General features: G+C 43.9%; 10 protein-coding genes and 2 pseudogenes. 7 read left to right on the top strand and 5 right to left on the bottom strand.

Going from position 1 to position 16,222, the window contains the following annotated elements:
- Positions 1-111: 111 nt before the first annotated feature.
- The 5 genes from JCM15124_RS09450 to JCM15124_RS09425 all read left to right on the top strand — a co-directional run bounded on the left by JCM15124_RS09450 (position 112) and on the right by JCM15124_RS09425 (position 6,719).
- Complete coding sequence (locus JCM15124_RS09450; protein ID WP_024999233.1) at positions 112-1,677, top strand: acyl-CoA carboxylase subunit beta; 1,566 nt, start codon at positions 112-114, stop codon at positions 1,675-1,677.
- A 32-nt stretch (positions 1,678-1,709) separates the two neighbouring features.
- A complete protein-coding gene (locus tag JCM15124_RS16195; protein ID WP_014709992.1) occupies positions 1,710-1,859 on the top strand; it encodes a hypothetical protein in 150 nt (49 codons plus the stop codon).
- A 6-nt stretch (positions 1,860-1,865) separates the two neighbouring features.
- Positions 1,866-2,294: a biotin/lipoyl-containing protein gene (locus tag JCM15124_RS09440; RefSeq protein ID WP_024999232.1), complete on the top strand. Its 429-nt coding sequence runs from the start codon at positions 1,866-1,868 to the stop codon at positions 2,292-2,294.
- 617 nt (positions 2,295-2,911) lie between these two features.
- Positions 2,912-4,201 (top strand): serine--tRNA ligase, encoded by a 1,290-nt coding sequence (gene serS / locus JCM15124_RS09430; protein WP_024999231.1) that lies wholly within the window; start codon positions 2,912-2,914, stop codon positions 4,199-4,201.
- 163 nt (positions 4,202-4,364) lie between these two features.
- Positions 4,365-6,719, top strand: coding sequence for a bifunctional dihydroorotate dehydrogenase B NAD binding subunit/NADPH-dependent glutamate synthase (locus JCM15124_RS09425; RefSeq protein ID WP_024999230.1), 2,355 nt, complete (start codon positions 4,365-4,367; stop codon positions 6,717-6,719).
- A 348-nt stretch (positions 6,720-7,067) separates the two neighbouring features.
- On the opposite strand, the gene JCM15124_RS09420 is transcribed toward JCM15124_RS09425, so the two are convergent.
- Complete coding sequence (locus tag JCM15124_RS09420) at positions 7,068-9,101, bottom strand: M13 family metallopeptidase (RefSeq protein WP_024999229.1); 2,034 nt, start codon at positions 9,099-9,101, stop codon at positions 7,068-7,070.
- A 122-nt stretch (positions 9,102-9,223) separates the two neighbouring features.
- Positions 9,224-11,188: pseudogene (gene abc-f / locus JCM15124_RS17020) on the bottom strand (ribosomal protection-like ABC-F family protein).
- Between the two features lie 554 nt (positions 11,189-11,742).
- Between abc-f and JCM15124_RS09410 the strand changes: the two are divergent.
- Positions 11,743-13,896 (top strand): Tex family protein, encoded by a 2,154-nt coding sequence (locus JCM15124_RS09410; RefSeq protein ID WP_024999228.1) that lies wholly within the window; start codon positions 11,743-11,745, stop codon positions 13,894-13,896.
- Between the two features lie 60 nt (positions 13,897-13,956).
- The gene (locus tag JCM15124_RS15950) at positions 13,957-14,163 is read left to right on the top strand and encodes a hypothetical protein (protein WP_156930698.1); all 207 of its coding nucleotides are present in this window, start codon (positions 13,957-13,959) and stop codon (positions 14,161-14,163) included.
- 483 nt (positions 14,164-14,646) lie between these two features.
- Here JCM15124_RS15950 and rplT read toward each other — a convergent pair whose 3' ends face one another.
- The 3 genes and pseudogenes from rplT to infC all read right to left on the bottom strand — a co-directional run bounded on the left by rplT (position 14,647) and on the right by infC (position 16,011).
- Positions 14,647-14,991 (bottom strand): 50S ribosomal protein L20, encoded by a 345-nt coding sequence (gene rplT / locus JCM15124_RS09400; protein ID WP_014710090.1) that lies wholly within the window; start codon positions 14,989-14,991, stop codon positions 14,647-14,649.
- Positions 14,992-15,028: 37 nt separating this feature from the next.
- Positions 15,029-15,226 (bottom strand): 50S ribosomal protein L35, encoded by a 198-nt coding sequence (gene rpmI / locus JCM15124_RS09395; protein WP_024999226.1) that lies wholly within the window; start codon positions 15,224-15,226, stop codon positions 15,029-15,031.
- A 111-nt stretch (positions 15,227-15,337) separates the two neighbouring features.
- Positions 15,338-16,011, bottom strand: a pseudogene (gene infC, locus JCM15124_RS13960) (translation initiation factor IF-3).
- Positions 16,012-16,222: the final 211 nt, after the last annotated feature.

The following is a 16,222-nucleotide window of genomic DNA, read 5'->3' as shown; positions in this document are numbered from 1 at the left end:
AAAGAGCCTAATTAATTGTAAGTGGGCTTTTTTTCGTATTTTTGCATCGAAATGGAGGAATTACAAGTCCGTCATACTAATTAGATTTTACAAGAAAGAAATAAATACATTATGAGTAAACAAACAGAAAAAATCAAGGAGCTCGTAGCCAAAAGAGAGCAAGCCCGCTTAGGTGGTGGCGAAAAAGCTATCGAGAAGCAACACGCTCGCGGTAAATATACTGCACACGAGCGCATTGAGATGTTGGTAGACAAAGGTAGCTTTGAAGAATACGACATGTTCAAACTTCACCGTTGCCACAACTTCGGAATGGAGAAAAAACAATACTTTGGCGATGGCGTGGTAGCCGGCTCGGCAACTATCGACGGTCGCCTTGTTTACGTTTACGCACAAGACTTTACCGTTAATGGCGGTTCTTTGTCGGAAACAATGGCACAGAAGATTTGCAAGATTATGGATATGGCTATGACAAATGGTGCTCCGGTAATCTGTATGAACGACTCCGGTGGTGCGCGTATTCAGGAAGGTATCACATCATTGGCAGGTTATGCTGAAATCTTCGAGCGCAATATCCTTGCTTCCGGTGTTATTCCACAAATATCAAGCATTCTTGGTCCTTGTGCCGGTGGTGCTGTTTACTCTCCTGCCCTTACCGATTTCATCATAATGAAAGAGGATACAAGCTATATGTTCCTTACAGGACCAAAGGTTGTTAAAACCGTAACGGGAGAAGATATTGACGCTGAAGGACTTGGAGGCGCAAGCGTACACGCTACAAAAAGTGGTGTAACAGGTTTCACGGCAAAGACGGAAGAAGAAGCAATGGACATCATTAAGACCTTGCTCTCTTATATTCCTTCAAACAACCGTGAAGAAGCTCCACGCATTGAATGCACCGACCCTATCGACCGCAAGGAAGATTTGTTGAACGAAATTATACCTGACGACCCCAATCAGGCATACGATATGTATAAGGTAATTAAGGCTGTAACCGACAATGGCGAGTTCTTCGAGGTGCAACCTAAGTTTGCAAAGAACATCATCACAGGTTTTGCACGATTTAACGGGCAGAGTGTAGGTATCGTAGCCAACCAGCCATCTGCCTACGCAGGTGTTCTTGATGCCAATGCCAGCCGTAAGGGCGCACGCTTCGTACGTTTCTGCGATGCTTTCAACATTCCTATCGTTTCGCTTGTAGATGTTCCGGGCTTCCTCCCCGGTACCGGTCAGGAATACAATGCTGTCATCTTGCACGGTGCACAGTTGCTTTATGCTTACGGAGAAGCTACCGTTCCAAAGATTACCATTACCCTTCGCAAGAGCTATGGTGGCTCTCACATCGTTATGGGCTGCAAGCAGTTGCGCTCAGACCTTAACTACGCTTGGCCAAGTTCGGAGATTGCCGTTATGGGTGCATCGGGCGCAGTTGCCGTACTTTGCGGAAAAGAAGCGAAAGAAGTCAAGGAAGCCGGTGGCGATGTTAAACAATTCCTTGCCGAAAAAGAAGAAGAATACACAGAAAAGTTTGCAAACCCATATCAGGCGGCTCAATATGGCTACATCGACGATGTAATCGAGCCACGCAACACACGTTTCCGCATCTGCCGCGGTCTTGCCCAGTTAGCAAACAAGAAGCAAGACTTACCGGCCAAGAAGCACGGTTGTATGCCAATGTAATTGCAAGTTTCCTTTATAAAAAACATCTATAAATGAACAATAATATATATGCTGCAATTGCCATGGCACTCTATGAGTACGCAGGCAATAACGTTCACGATGTAGAATCCGGCATCATCACAATAAAGCCAAAGCAGACAATGTGGAATGCCAAGTTCGAGATTATGACAAAGAAACCATAAGTCAAGATGAAAGAATTTAAATATACGATTGACGGCAAAGAATATAATGTCGTTATAAACAGTGTTGGCGACGACAATGTTGCTGACATTACGGTGAATGGTGAGGAGTATAAGGTTCAGATGGAAGCACCTGCCGAACCCGAAAAGAAAAAGGTAGAATTAGGCAAGCCCGTTGCCGAAAGCGAGTCTGAAGGTGCAGCAGCACCGGCAAACTTCAATGCTTCAAACGCCATAAAGGCTCCACTGCCGGGCACTATCACTTCAATAGAAGTTACAGTAGGTCAAGAAGTTAAAGCAGGCGATACCGTTGTAGTGCTCGAAGCGATGAAGATGCAAAACAGCATCGAAGCTGAAAAGGACGGTAAGGTTACAGCCATTGCTGTAAAAGTGGGTCAAGCTGTGCTCGAAGACGAACCGTTGGTAGTTATAGAGTAACCGACAAGAACATACACGCTTCCTGTTCGACAGGCAACGCATACAATAGCGAAATCCATTCATAACACTTTCAAAGTGCGATGAATGGATTTTTGTTTATAAAAACAGCAGCGGAGGTCAGCACAGACACATTCTGCCTTCCGAATAGAAAATACTTTTTGCTTCCCTACTCTATTTCTCTCCACATTCCTTTATTTCGATAAAAAAGCACCCGAAAAGTGTAAGTATTTTTCGCAAGCGTATCTGCCGTGTAATCCTTTCGTTATCAATGCGTTACAAAACCTATTGTTTTGCATTCCAAAACCGTAGGTTTTGCACGGTTAAACCGTAGGTTTTGCGTTGCAAAACCTACGGTTTCGCAACGCCAAAGCGTAATTATCACTTTTTAAGGGAATAATCTTTACAAAACCAAAGCTATTTTCATCGTCTGACACGAATAGCAAAAGAGGAAATCATTCACCAAATAAAACGCCATTTCCTCCGTATTTGTACACAAGTTTTACAGGCTTTTCACCATTATTACGAACACATTAGGAAACTTTGTATAAAATTCTTGGTGATAAGATATTTTTTTGTAACTTTGTTGTCAAAATAGAATATAAAATATACAAAAACGTATGCTTACATTAAAGCTCATCAGTGAGGAAACTGAACGTGTAATAAAAGGTCTTGAAAAGAAGCATTTCAACAATGCTAAAGAGACCATTGAGAAGGTATTGGAATACGACAGAATGCGTCGCGAATACCAACAAAAACTCGACAACAACAAGCAACAGCAAAACCTTCTTTCAAAGCAGATTGGCAGTTTGATGAAAGAAGGCAAGAAAGACGAGGCAAACGAAATAAAGAACAAAGTAGCCGAACTGAAGGCTGCTGATAAGGACTTGCAGACCAATATGGAGAATGCACAAGCCGATATGACCGACTTGCTGCTTACTATCCCCAATATAGCCAATGCTGAAGTACCCGAAGGTAAAGACGCTAACGACAACGTTGTGGTAAAAGAAGGTGGCGAAAAGCCAACTTTCGAGGGCAAAAAGCTCTGCCACTGGGATTTATGCGAGAAGTACAACCTTGTTGATTTCGAGCTTGGTGTTAAAATTACGGGGGCAGGCTTTCCTATTTATATAGGCAAGATGGCTCGTTTTCAACGTGCCTTGGAAGCATTCTTCCTTGAAGAAGCACGCAAAAGCGGTTACTTGGAAGTGCAGCCACCGTTGCTCGTTAATCAGGCATCAGGGTTGGGAACAGGACAGCTGCCCGACAAAGAAGGACAAATGTACCATGTGCAGGCAGACGATCTCTACTTAATCCCAACAGCAGAAGTACCTGTTACAAATATCTTCCGCGATGAAATTCTTGACGAGAAAGACCTCCCTATCAAGCGTTGTGCTTACTCTTCATGCTTCCGTCGCGAAGCAGGAAGCTATGGAAAAGATGTGCGCGGACTCAATCGTTTACACCAATTCGACAAGGTAGAGATTGTACGCATAGACACTCCGCAGCACTCTTACCAATCATTGAACGAGATGTTGGAACACGTTGAAAATCTGTTGGTAAAGTTAGAACTTCCCTACCATATTCTACGATTATGTGGTGGCGACATGAGCTTCACCTCTGCCATCTGCTACGACTTTGAAGTATGGAGTGCAGCACAAGAGCGTTGGTTAGAAGTCAGCTCCGTTTCTAACTTTGAAAGCTATCAGGCAAACCGTTTGCACTGCCGCTATCGCCACGCTGAAGACAAGAAAATAGAGCTGTGCCATACACTGAATGGTTCGGCATTGGCTTTGCCGCGTATAGTGGCAGCCATACTGGAAAACAATCAGACCCCCGAAGGAATAAGAGTGCCCAAAGTGCTCGTACCTTATTGCGGATTTGAAATGCTCGACGACCAAAACTTTTAAGCATTAAGTTTTTATAGTCGCAAATAAACGCTTGGCAAGAGAATAGATAAGAAATTAAAAACATAACCGGTTTTAAAGGAACTTATCGATACGGCTAAGCGTAAATCCTAAATACAAAAAGAGAGTATAAAATAAAATCTATAAACAACTTAACCTTTAAAACATGAACAAGATTATCAGCAAAGAGCAATTTTCCGAAAAGGTTTTTTGCATCGTTGTAGAAGCACCGCTCATCGCACGTAGTTGCAGAGCAGGTAACTTTGTAATAGTACGTGTGGACAAAAACAGCGAACGCGTGCCTTATACTATTGCTAAGGCTGACCCCGAAAAAGGCACACTCACCATGGTGATACAAGAAGTAGGACTCTCTTCTACTAAATTATGCCAACTTGAACCGGGCGAACACGTACTCGATATTGTTGGTCCGTTAGGACAGGCATCGCACATAGAGAACTATGGTACGGTGGTTTGCGCCGGTGGCGGTATCGGTATCGCAGCCATTCTCCCTATTCTGACAGCATTCAAGAAAGCCGGAAACCGTGTCATTTCTGTTTTGGCAGGTCGCACAAAAGAATTGGTGATAATGGTTGATGACGTAGCCCGATACTCCGACGAAGTTATTATAATGACCGACGACGGAAGTATGGGTAAAAAAGGCGTTATAACCGTTGGCGTTGAAGAAGTACTTCAACGTGAAAAAGTAGATAAAGTATTGGCCATCGGACCTCCTATAATGATGAAGTTTACATCATTAATGGCAAAGAAATATGGCATTCCGAACGATGTTTCGTTGAATACGATTATGGTGGACGGAACAGGAATGTGCGGAGCATGCCGCCTTACCATTGGTGGAAAAACGAAGTTTGTCTGCATTGATGGCCCTGAATTTAATGGCGACCTTGTCGATTGGGACGAGATGTTCAAGCGTATGGGCACCTTTAAAGGTGTGGAACGTGAAGAAATGGAAAGGAAACAAGACCAGATAGGGCATCACCATATAGAAGTAGAAACTACTGAAAGCACAATAAAGACCGAATTGACTCCTGCGGAAGAGACCAAACAGGACTTCTCTGAACTTGTGGATCGCAACGCTGAATGGCGTACGGAATTGCGCAAGAGTATGAAACCGAAAGAACGTACTGCTATTGAAAGGGTGCAAATGCCGGAACTCGACCCGGTTTACCGTGCAACAACACGTTTGGAAGAGGTGAACAAAGGTCTTACAAAAGAAATGGCAATGCGCGAAGCACAACGTTGTCTCGACTGCGCAAAGCCTACTTGCGTGGAAGGTTGCCCCGTAAACATCAACATTCCAAGTTTCATTAAGAATATTGAACGCGGACAATTCCTTAACGCTGCACGTGTATTGAAAGACACTTCTGCCCTACCGGCAGTTTGTGGGCGTGTCTGTCCACAAGAGAAACAGTGCGAAAGCCGTTGCATTCACTTGAAGATGAAAGAACCGGCTGTGGCAATCGGGTATCTTGAAAGATTTGCTGCCGACTATGAACGCGAAAGCGGCAACATCACATTACCGGAATTAGCTCCTTCTAATGGTATTAAAGTTGCAGTTATTGGCTCAGGTCCTGCAGGACTTAGCTTTGCCGGCGATATGGTTAAACGCGGGTTTGAGGTTTACGTATTTGAGGCATTGCACGAAATTGGCGGCGTTCTCAAATATGGTATTCCGGAGTTTCGCTTGCCAAACAAAATCGTTGAAGTGGAAGTAGAGAACTTAAGGAAGCAAGGAGTCCACTTCCAAACCGACACAATTGTAGGCAAAACAATTAGTGTGGAGGAGTTAGAACAAAGCGGTTTCAAAGGAATCTTTGTGGGTTCCGGTGCAGGTTTGCCTAACTTTATGGGTATTCCGGGTGAAAATAGCATCAATATTCTTTCAAGTAACGAGTACCTTACCCGTGTAAACTTAATGGACGCAGCCAACCCGGACACCGATACACCAATCATTATTGGAAAGAAAGTTGTTGTTGTCGGTGGTGGTAACACTGCTATGGACTCGTGTCGTACAGCAAAGCGTCTCGGTGCTGAGGTTACACTCGTCTATCGTCGTTCGTTGGAAGAGATGCCGGCGCGTGTAGAAGAAGTAAAGCACGCACAGGAAGAAGACATCAACTTCCTTACGCTACACAATCCTAAAGAATATCTTGCTGACGAAAACGGACGTGTTTGTGGTGCCGTGCTCGATGTTATGGAACTCGGAGAACCTGATGAAAGCGGACGCCGCAGACCACAAACTACCGGCAAGACCATTACCATCGAGTGCGACCAAGTGGTTGTTGCAGTAGGTGTTTCACCTAATCCGCTTGTACCTAACTCTATTAAAGGATTGGAATTAGGGCGAAAGAATACCATCGCAGTAAATGAAGGTATGCAAAGCTCTATTCCGGAAATATATGCAGGTGGCGACATTGTACGCGGTGGAGCTACAGTTATCCTCGCTATGGGCGACGGTAGAAGAGCCGCTCTCAATATGGCAAACGCTTTATTAGAGAAATAAAAATCACGGACACATAAAATAGAAAGGAGTTAAAGACTAACTATTAAAGTTTTTCTTTAACTCCTTTTCTATGATAATCAACATGTTCACACGCTTGAAAAAGTGATACTTTGGTTCTTTCTTTAAGCATCTTATGAATAATATATTGGCGTAATCCTTATACCGAACTCACGTTTCATTATACGCAATGATATAAATAAGCAATGCCTAAAATAAATAAAAGGGCTGATTTCCTTATTGGAAACCGGCCCGAGATTTATGTTAAAAAAGTTTTGTCAAACAGTAATAGGTCTTATCAGAACTATTGAGATATTGACTTCTTTATCGTTGAAGGCAATTAATTGCTAATTACCAAAGGTCGAGTCGCTGCTCTTTGGGCAAATAAAGTTTATCGCTTGGCTGCACGTTGAAAGCATCGTACCATGCGTCGATGTGCGGCAAAGCACCGTTCACGCGCCATTCGCCCAACGAGTGAGGGTCGCTCTTGGTACGGTTGCGAATTTCAGCCTCTGTTATATTCGCTGCCCATACGCCTGAATAGGCAAGGAAGAAGCGTTGCTCCGGCGTGAAACCGTAGATGTTCTGTGCTTTCTTACCTTTCATTGCATTCTTCAACGCATTGAAAGAAACCATCAAACCGCCGTGGTCGGCAAGATTTTCGCCCATCGTTAGGTTTCCGTTTGCCTTGAGGTCGGGCAATACATCAATATTGCTGAAGAACTCGCCGAAAGGTGTTGTGCGTGCTTTAAACTTGTCGCCGTCGCCTTTCGCCCACCAGTCTTTCATGTTTCCGTCCTTGTCGTAGTTGCGACCGTTGTCGTCGAAGCCGTGCGTCATCTCGTGTCCAATCACAACGCCGATAGCTCCGTAGTTGAAGGCATCGTCTGCCTTGGGGTCGAAGAACGGGTACTGAAGAATGCCGGCAGGGAAACATATCTCGTTGGTGGTAGGATTGTAATACGCATTCACTGTCTGCGGCGTCATATACCACTTATCCTTATCTACTGCCTTGCCTGCTGTTTCCTCGATATGTGCTTCGTGCCAGAACTTGCGGCAGTTCATTACGTTCTCGTAATACGACTTTTCCGGGTCGATGGTAAGGCGGCTTAAATCTTTCCATTTGTTAGGATAACCCACCTTAACGTAGAAGGTTGATAACTTGTCGAGTGCTGCTTGCTTTGTTTCGTCGCTCATCCAGCTTTGCGCCTTGATGCGTTCAGCCAAGCTGACTTGAAGGTTCTTGATAAGTTCCTCCATGCGTTGCTTGCTGCTTGCCGGGAAATAACGTTCGCAATAGATTTTTCCAAGTGCTTCGCCCATTTGGTTTTCAACCTGCTGTGTGGCGCGCTTCCAACGCGGATTGTCTTCTTTTACACCACGCATTGTCTTGCTGAAGAAGTTGAAATATTCGGTGCGAACCTCGTCGCTAAGATAATTTACAGCTTCAAGAATAACCTCCCACTCCATGCGGGCACGAAGTTCGTCGGCTGTTTCGGTTTCTGTCAGCTTGTCTACGCCTGTCAGGAAGGTTGGCTGACCAACTACCATTTCCTGTATATATTCAGACTTTACGCCATCGGCATTTACCAACTGCTCCAAACGGATATTAGGATACTTAGCCTTGAAATCAGCCAAAGTCATCTTGTTGTAGTTGGCTTTCGAATCGCGAAGTTCGGTTCTGCTCTTGGAAATCAACGCAATGGCAGTTTCGTAACGCATAATGGCTTTGCTCTTCATCTCTGCCTGAGCTTGCGAAAAGCCAAAGAGCTTGAACATATTTATAATGTGCTGCTTGAAAGCATTGCGTATTTCGGTTGTTGCCTTGTCGTTGTCAAGATAGTAATCCTTCTGTCCTAATGTGAGTCCGCTCTGTCGAATATTCAGGATATTCATTTTTGCGTTCTTCTCATCGGCACCAAATCCGTAGCTCACAGGCACGGCGTAGCTATGACTTGCATACTTCAGCTGAATGGCACGAAGGTCGTCCAACGTCTTGGCAGCTTCCATTTCGTTGAGCAATGGCATTACGGGCGCAACACCTTCTTTGTTTCGGCGCACGGAATCCATAGCGAGCTTATAGAAATCGCTCAGCTTTTGCTCCACGCTTCCGGCCTTTGCTTTCGTCTTGAGCAGACTTGTAAGAATTGTGTTGATACGCTTTTTGTTGTTCTCGCCTAACTGGTCGAACGACCCATAACGCGAAAAGGCTGCAGGCAATGGGTTGTTCTTCTGCCAGCCGCCCGTTGCAAACTGATAGAAATCATCAGCAGGACGCACCGTTTTGTCGAGATTGCTTTCCTTAATTCCGGCTTGTTTCTGCGCAAGACCTGTCATTGGGGCTGTAGCAATCATCATCATCGGTAAGATAGTTTTAATGTTCATTGTAAATACTTTTAGTTTTTAACTTCTCGTTATATTTCCTTTTCAGACCTGTATGCCTTTTAAAGGTTTAATATAAACGAAGAAAGTCGGTTGAATTATTTATTGAATTTGTTTACTTTAATCTATTCTTTCAGCAATGCTTCCAACGCTTCGGAAAGCGTCAGCCATTGTTCGTTTTCCTCGTCCAAATGGCGTTGCAAGTCGGTGTATTCGGTAACGAGTTCCATATTCGACGCATTCTCCGTTGTCATCAGCAGTTCGTCGAGTTCGGCTTTGCGCTCTTCCATTTTGGCAATCTTCTTTTCCGAATCTTCTACGGCACGCTGCGTCTTTCTTATTTTCTTTTGTTGCTCCTTGTGTTCTGCATACGATGCCGCACCCGATGTAGGCTGAACGGCGGCTTCCTGCTTCGTATTGGCAGTGCTTTCGGTTTCCGAAGCAACAGTGTTCGCACTTGCCTTGCTCAAACTTTCTTGTATTGTTTCGGCATTGTGAGCACGCAGATAGTCGTAAATGCCTCCCAAATGCTCGCGCACCTTGCCTCCGCCAAATTCATACACCTTGCTTACCAGACCGTCAAGGAACTCTCTGTCGTGCGAAACGATAATTGCTGTTCCGTCGAAAGCCTTAATGGCTTCTTTCAAAACTTCCTTTGAAGTTATGTCCAAGTGGTTGGTAGGTTCGTCGAGAATTAAGAGATTAACAGGTTCAAGCAACAGTTTTATCATGGCCAAACGCGAGCGTTCCCCACCCGAAAGCACTTTAACTTTCTTATCAGATGTCTCCCCGCCAAACATAAATGCACCCAAAAGGTCGTTTATCTTCAAGCGCATATCGCCTTTTGCCACTTGGTCGATGGTGTCGAAAATCGTTATGCTCTCGTCTAAAAGCTGTGCTTGGTTTTGCGCAAATAGCCAATCTGCACATTGTGTCCAATCTTTAAGTTCCCGTCAAAGGTATTTCGCCCATGATGCACTTCACAAGGGTAGACTTGCCTTCACCGTTTTTCCCTACGAAAGCTACCTTTTCGCCTCGCTTAATGGTCATGTCTACCTTGTCGAACACAAGGCGTGGCGGATATTCCTTGCGCACATTGTCGCAGATAACGGGATAATCGCCGCTTCGCAAACACGGTGGAAACTTCAGGCGCATAGCCGAATTGTCCACCTCGTCTACTTCTATCGGAACTATTTTCTCCAATTGCTTTATGCGTTGCTGCACCTGAACGGCTTTCGTAGCCTGATAGCGAAACCTCTCTACAAAGGCTTTTATATCGGCTATTTCCTTTTGCTGGTTTTCGTATGCGCGTAGTTGCTGCTCCCTGCGCTCCTTGCGTAAAACAAGATATTCGTCGTATTTCACCTTATAATCTTCTATCCTGCCGCAAGTTATTTCTAATGTACGGTTCGTTACATTATTAATAAAGGCACGGTCGTGGGACACTAAGACAACAGCTTGGCACTTTGAGCAAGAAACTGTTCTAACCATTGTATCGACTCGATGTCCAAATGGTTGGTAGGTTCATCAAGTAACAGTACATCGGGACAGCGTAAAAGTATCTTTGCCAATTCGATACGCATACGCCAACCACCCGAAAATTCAGATGTAGGACGGTCGAAGTCGGTACGTTCAAAGCCTAAACCGACAAGTGTACGCTCTATTTCGGCTTCGTAGTTTTCGCCGCCAAGCAGCATGAAACGTTCGTGTTCCTGCGTAAACTTCTCTACCAATGCGGCATAGCTTTCGCTTTCATAGTCGGTACGTTCAGCCATTTCTTGCTGCATACGCTCCAATTTCTCCTTCATTCGGGTAGCATCTGCAAATGCCTTGCGGGTTTCTTCCTTTACCGTAGTATCGTCCGACAGCTTCATTACCTGTGGCAAATAGCCGATAGTGGTATCGTTCGGAACAGCCACAACACCTGCCGTGGGCTGCTGCAACCCACAGAGAATTTTAAGCATTGTAGATTTTCCTGCACCGTTTTTCCCTACTAAAGCAATGCGGTCGCGGTCATTTACCACAAAAGAAACATCATGAAAGAGTGGCTTTACACCAAACTCAACTTTTAAACCTTCGATTGACAGCATCTTATCCTATTCTGTTTTCTTCTTAATTAACAATTGCAAAGATACGCAATATTTTTGTAACTGACTGCAACCAACCTTACTTTTATTGACCTTGAGATGCGTTGCAGCAAAATCGAAGAAAAGGAACGATACAGTTGAAAATTAGTTGGAACAACTTATTCTGCGGACGAAAGAAACAGGATAAAAGTGTAAATATTATTCACAAACATATCTGCTGCGTAACCATCTCGTTATCAATACATTGCAAAACCTATTGTTTGGCGTTGCAAAAGCGTAGGTTTTGCACGGTAAAAGCGGCTGTTTTGCGTTGCAAAACCTACGCTTTTGGAAAGTCAAAGCGCAGTTATCGCTTTTTAACAGAATTATCTTTACAGAATAAAGGCGTTTTTCAGCACCTGCCTTAAACTAACAAAAGAAAAACACCTCTACCAATATCGCTCTGCCCAACTTAAGGAACAGCAATGCTTTCGCTTATTTTTCTTAAAATATTGACGAACGTAATGCAATATAAAAAGAAAAGCAGTATCTTTGTATTGAACCAAAAACCGCAAGAGATGAACGCATATACAAGGCATATAGCGCAAACGCTTAATCTATCGGAGAAAAGCGTCGATGCAACATTAACATTGCTGAACGATGGGTGCACCATACCTTTCATTGCAAGATACCGAAAGGAACGCACGGGAAACCTTGACGAAGTGCAGATTACACGTATTGCAGAAATGAACGACCGCTTGACGGAAACCGACAGGCGCAAAGATACCATTCTGAAAACAATAAGCGAACAAGGGAAACTGACGGAGGAATTAGAAAATAAAATCGTGAATTGTTGGGACAATTCCGTGCTGGAAGATTTGTATTTGCCTTTTAAGCCAAAACGCCGAACAAAGGCACAAATAGCACGCGAACAAGGACTTGAGCCACTTGCAACGCTGCTGCTGATGCAAAGAGAGCAAAACCCGACGGTTGCCGGCAAACGTTTTGTAAAGGGAGACGTGCAGGACGAGGCGGCAGCACTGCAAGGGGCAAAGGACATTATTGCCGAGATGGTGAGCGAAGACCAAGAAGCACGCAACACGGTGCGCAATGCTTACAAGCGCGAAGCGATGATTTCGTCAAGAGTGATTAAGAAAATGGAAGATACGGACGAAGCACAAAAGTTTTCAGACTACTTCGATTTCGCCGAACCGCTGCGTCGCTGCAACAGCCATCGTCTGTTGGCAATGCGGCGAGGCGAAGCTGCGGGCATTTTGCGAGTAAGCATTTCGATTGACGGGGAGGAATGTATCGACCGTCTGAACCGCCGGTTCGTACATGGCAGAGGTGCTTGCCAAACTTTGGTTGCGGAAGCTGTTGAAGACAGTTTCAAACGTTTAATCAACCCAAGCATTGAAAACGAGTTTGCAGGACTGAGCAAAGAAAGAGCCGACGAGGAAGCCATTAAGGTGTTTACCGAAAACTTGCGGCAGCTGTTGCTGTCTGCCCCACTCGGACAAAAGCGTGTTCTGGCTCTCGACCCGGGATTTGCCAATGGTTGCAAAACAGCGTGTTTAGACGCACAGGGCAATCTCTTGCACCACGAAATTATTTATCCGCACCCGCCAAAACGACTCTACGCACAAGCCACGGTGGCTGTGTTGCGAATGATTGGGCAATACAATATCGAGGCAATTGCAATAGGAAACGGAACAGCAAGCCGCGAATCGAAAGACTTCGTAAGCGATTGTCTGTCGCATTTGTCCGAAGAAGGAAAGGAAACACCGAAAGTATTTGTAGTCAGCGAAGATGGCGCATCTATCTATTCTGCCTCTTTGACGGCACGAGAAGAATTTCCCGATGAGGACGTAACGACGCGCGGAGCTGTCTCTATTGGGCGAAGACTGATGGACCCATTAGCTGAATTGGTGAAAATCGACCCTAAAAACATCGGCGTGGGGCAATATCAGCACGATGTAGACCAAGCAAAGCTAAGGCATTCGTTAGACCAGACGGTGGAAAGCTGCGTGAACCAAGTGGGAGTAAACCTCAACACGGCTTCAAAACACCTTTTAATGTATGTCAGCGGATTAGGTTCTGCATTGGCACAGAATATTGTTGATTACCGAAAAGAACACGGAGCGTTTACCTCGCGCGCACAACTGAAGAAGGTGCCTCGCCTCGGAGCAGTGGCTTTCCAGCAATGTGCAGGCTTCCTTCGCATACCAAACGCAGAAAATCCGCTCGACAATTCGGCAGTACACCCGGAGAGTTACCACATCGTTGAGGCGATGGCAGAAGAGCAAAACTGCAGTGTCGGCGAACTTATCAGCAATAAAGAACGAATTAAACGTATCGACTTAAAGCGTTATGTATCAGATGAAGTCGGATTACTAACGCTGAACGATATTCTGCAAGAGTTGGAAAAGCCGGGTAGAGACCCACGCGAACAGTTGGAAGAATTTGAGTTCGACACCTCTGTGCATACTATCGACGACCTAAAAGAAGGTATGGAGCTGCCCGGAATTGTAACGAACATCACGAATTTCGGTGCGTTCGTAGACATCGGCGTCCACCAAGACGGACTTGTTCATGTTTCGCAATTAAGCAATAAGTTTGTTTCCGACCCCAATTCTGTTGTACATTTGCATCAGCACGTGCGGGTTCGGGTTACACAAATAGACTATAAACGCAACCGAATAGGGTTGAGTATGAAAAATGTGAAACAATAAAAGTAAGTATAAAGAAGCTCTTTATATATGGAAGAAGAAACTGTTTTTATAGGTAAGTAGGTGTTCAAAATTAAACGTATCTATATTGCTTTTATCTTTTATGCTTTCACTTTGCCATCGTCTTCACGTCTCTTTTCCGTCATTCTGTCGCCTTTCATCAGTCGTGTAGCCCACTACACTCCTTCTTCAAGACGGCAGACTGACCGGAAAATAGCCGTAAATACAATGTCAATTAATTATGAACACCTACTTAATAGTAGAATTTAAATAGAGGGAAATCGTATGATTTTCCATTCTATAACAGAAAGAACTTCTCGTGTTTTGGGGGCGGAAAGAAAGCCATAAAACCATAAATAATCTTCGGAAACATATCTTTCGATAAACTTGCTTGTTATCAGTGCATTACAAAACATATTGTTTTGCATTGCAAAAGCGTAGGTTTTGGCGAGCGAAACAATAGGTTTTACACGGTAAAAGCGTAGGTTCTGAAGTGTCGAAGTGCGGTTATTAGTTTTCAACAGAGCCTTCTTTACAAATCTGTCTGCCTTAAACAACAGAAAGAGAGTTACTCCAATGGATATATAAAAGCAATTAATCGCAGAGCTGTTTGCCTTAAACAACAGAAAAAGAGTTACTCTGATAAACTTCTATTCCTCTCCCTTACAAGTATTTTCTATATCTTTTAGATACGAAAAAAGGTTGCAAACCTTCCGATTTGCAACCTTTACTTATGGCTTTTTAACTTATCAATTACTTAACCTTTTCTACAATAGCCTTGAATGCTTCAGGGTTATTTGCAGCGAGGTCGGCAAGTACCTTGCGATTGATTTCGATACCCGACTTGTGCAATGCACCCATCAACTGGCTGTAGCTCATATCGTAAAGGCGAGCTGCTGCGTTGATACGCTGAATCCAAAGTGCACGGAAAGTGCGCTTTTTGTTACGACGGTCGCGGTAAGCATACGTCAAACCTTTTTCATAGGTGTTCTTTGCTACTGTCCAAACATTCTTACGGGCACCAAAGTAACCCTTAGTCTTCTTAAGAATTCTTGTTCTCTTTGCTTTAGAAGCAACATGATTTACTGATCTTGGCATAGTTTTCTTTCCTTTTAATTTGTTTGACTAATGTTTATTAACGAAGATTAAACAGGTCGCGTACCTGCTTCATGTTGCTACTGTCCACGAGTGTACTGTGAACAAGATTTCTCTTCTGTTTCTTTGTCTTCTTAGTCAAGATGTGACTGTGGTAAGCACGATTACGCTTTATCTTACCTGTTCCCGTGAAGCTAAATCTTTTCTTTGCTCCGGAATTTGTCTTTTGTTTTGGCATTTTTCTTAATTTTTAAAATTATTATTAATGTTCATCTGTGGCAACGTATATACCAAGACGTTACGCACAGGCACTTTCTGCGTCTTCTCTTCAAAGATACATCAAGCTTTCTTATTCATTCTTTAGTTTGTCGAGTGCTGCAGAACCGTTCTTTGCATTTGCAAAAAGACCATTATCTACATTGCTTTTATTGCTATCTTCGCCCTTGCCTGCTTCGGCATTCCTTGCTGCGCTTTCTGCTTCTTCGCGGTCGCGACGCTGTTGGCTCTTTTTCGTTATACCTGCTTTCTTGGGCGAAAGGTAGAGAAACATTTTCTTTCCTTCGAGCTTTGGCAACTGTTCTACCTTTGCAAGTTCCTCCAAATCGTTGGCGAAACGCAGCAACAGCACTTCTCCTTGCTCTTTAAAGAGGATTGAACGTCCACGGAAGAACACGTATGCACGCACTTTATTGCCTTCATTGAGGAACTCTTGCGCATGTTTCAGCTTGACTGATAGTCGTGCTCGTCGGTCTGTGGTCCGAAACGTATCTCTTTAATGTCTTGCTTTACCTGCTTCTGCTTCATCTCTTTTTGATGTTTCTTCTGCTGGTAAAGAAACTTTGAATAGTCGATGATGCGACAAACCGGAGGTTGGGCGTTAGGAGATATTTCCACAAGGTCTACTCCTTCTTTGCGAGCAATGTCTAATGCTTTGCGAGTAGGCATTACTTCTGCATTACCTTCGCTTACCACACGTACTTCCCGTGCATGGATTTGTTCATTCACACGGTACTGTAACTTCATTTTGTCATTCTTCATTCAACTATATTAAAGTTTTATTTTTTGTTATTAAACGGCTGCAAAGATACGGCTTTTACAATGATTAGCCAAATTTTTAGTATTATTTTTATCTTCAATTCATTGATAGAAAGCAGGTTTTTGCTATTTCTCCATATTTTAACCAATATTATCCTAACGTGAGTTCATGTAAGAATAACATCGGTATATTATTTAT

Origin of the sequence: Prevotella falsenii DSM 22864 = JCM 15124 (assembly GCF_000613945.1) — a bacterium.
GTDB classification, from domain to species: domain Bacteria; phylum Bacteroidota; class Bacteroidia; order Bacteroidales; family Bacteroidaceae; genus Prevotella; species Prevotella falsenii.
Note: the sequence above shows the minus strand (reverse complement) of the source record. Positions and strands in the feature narration are given on the sequence as shown.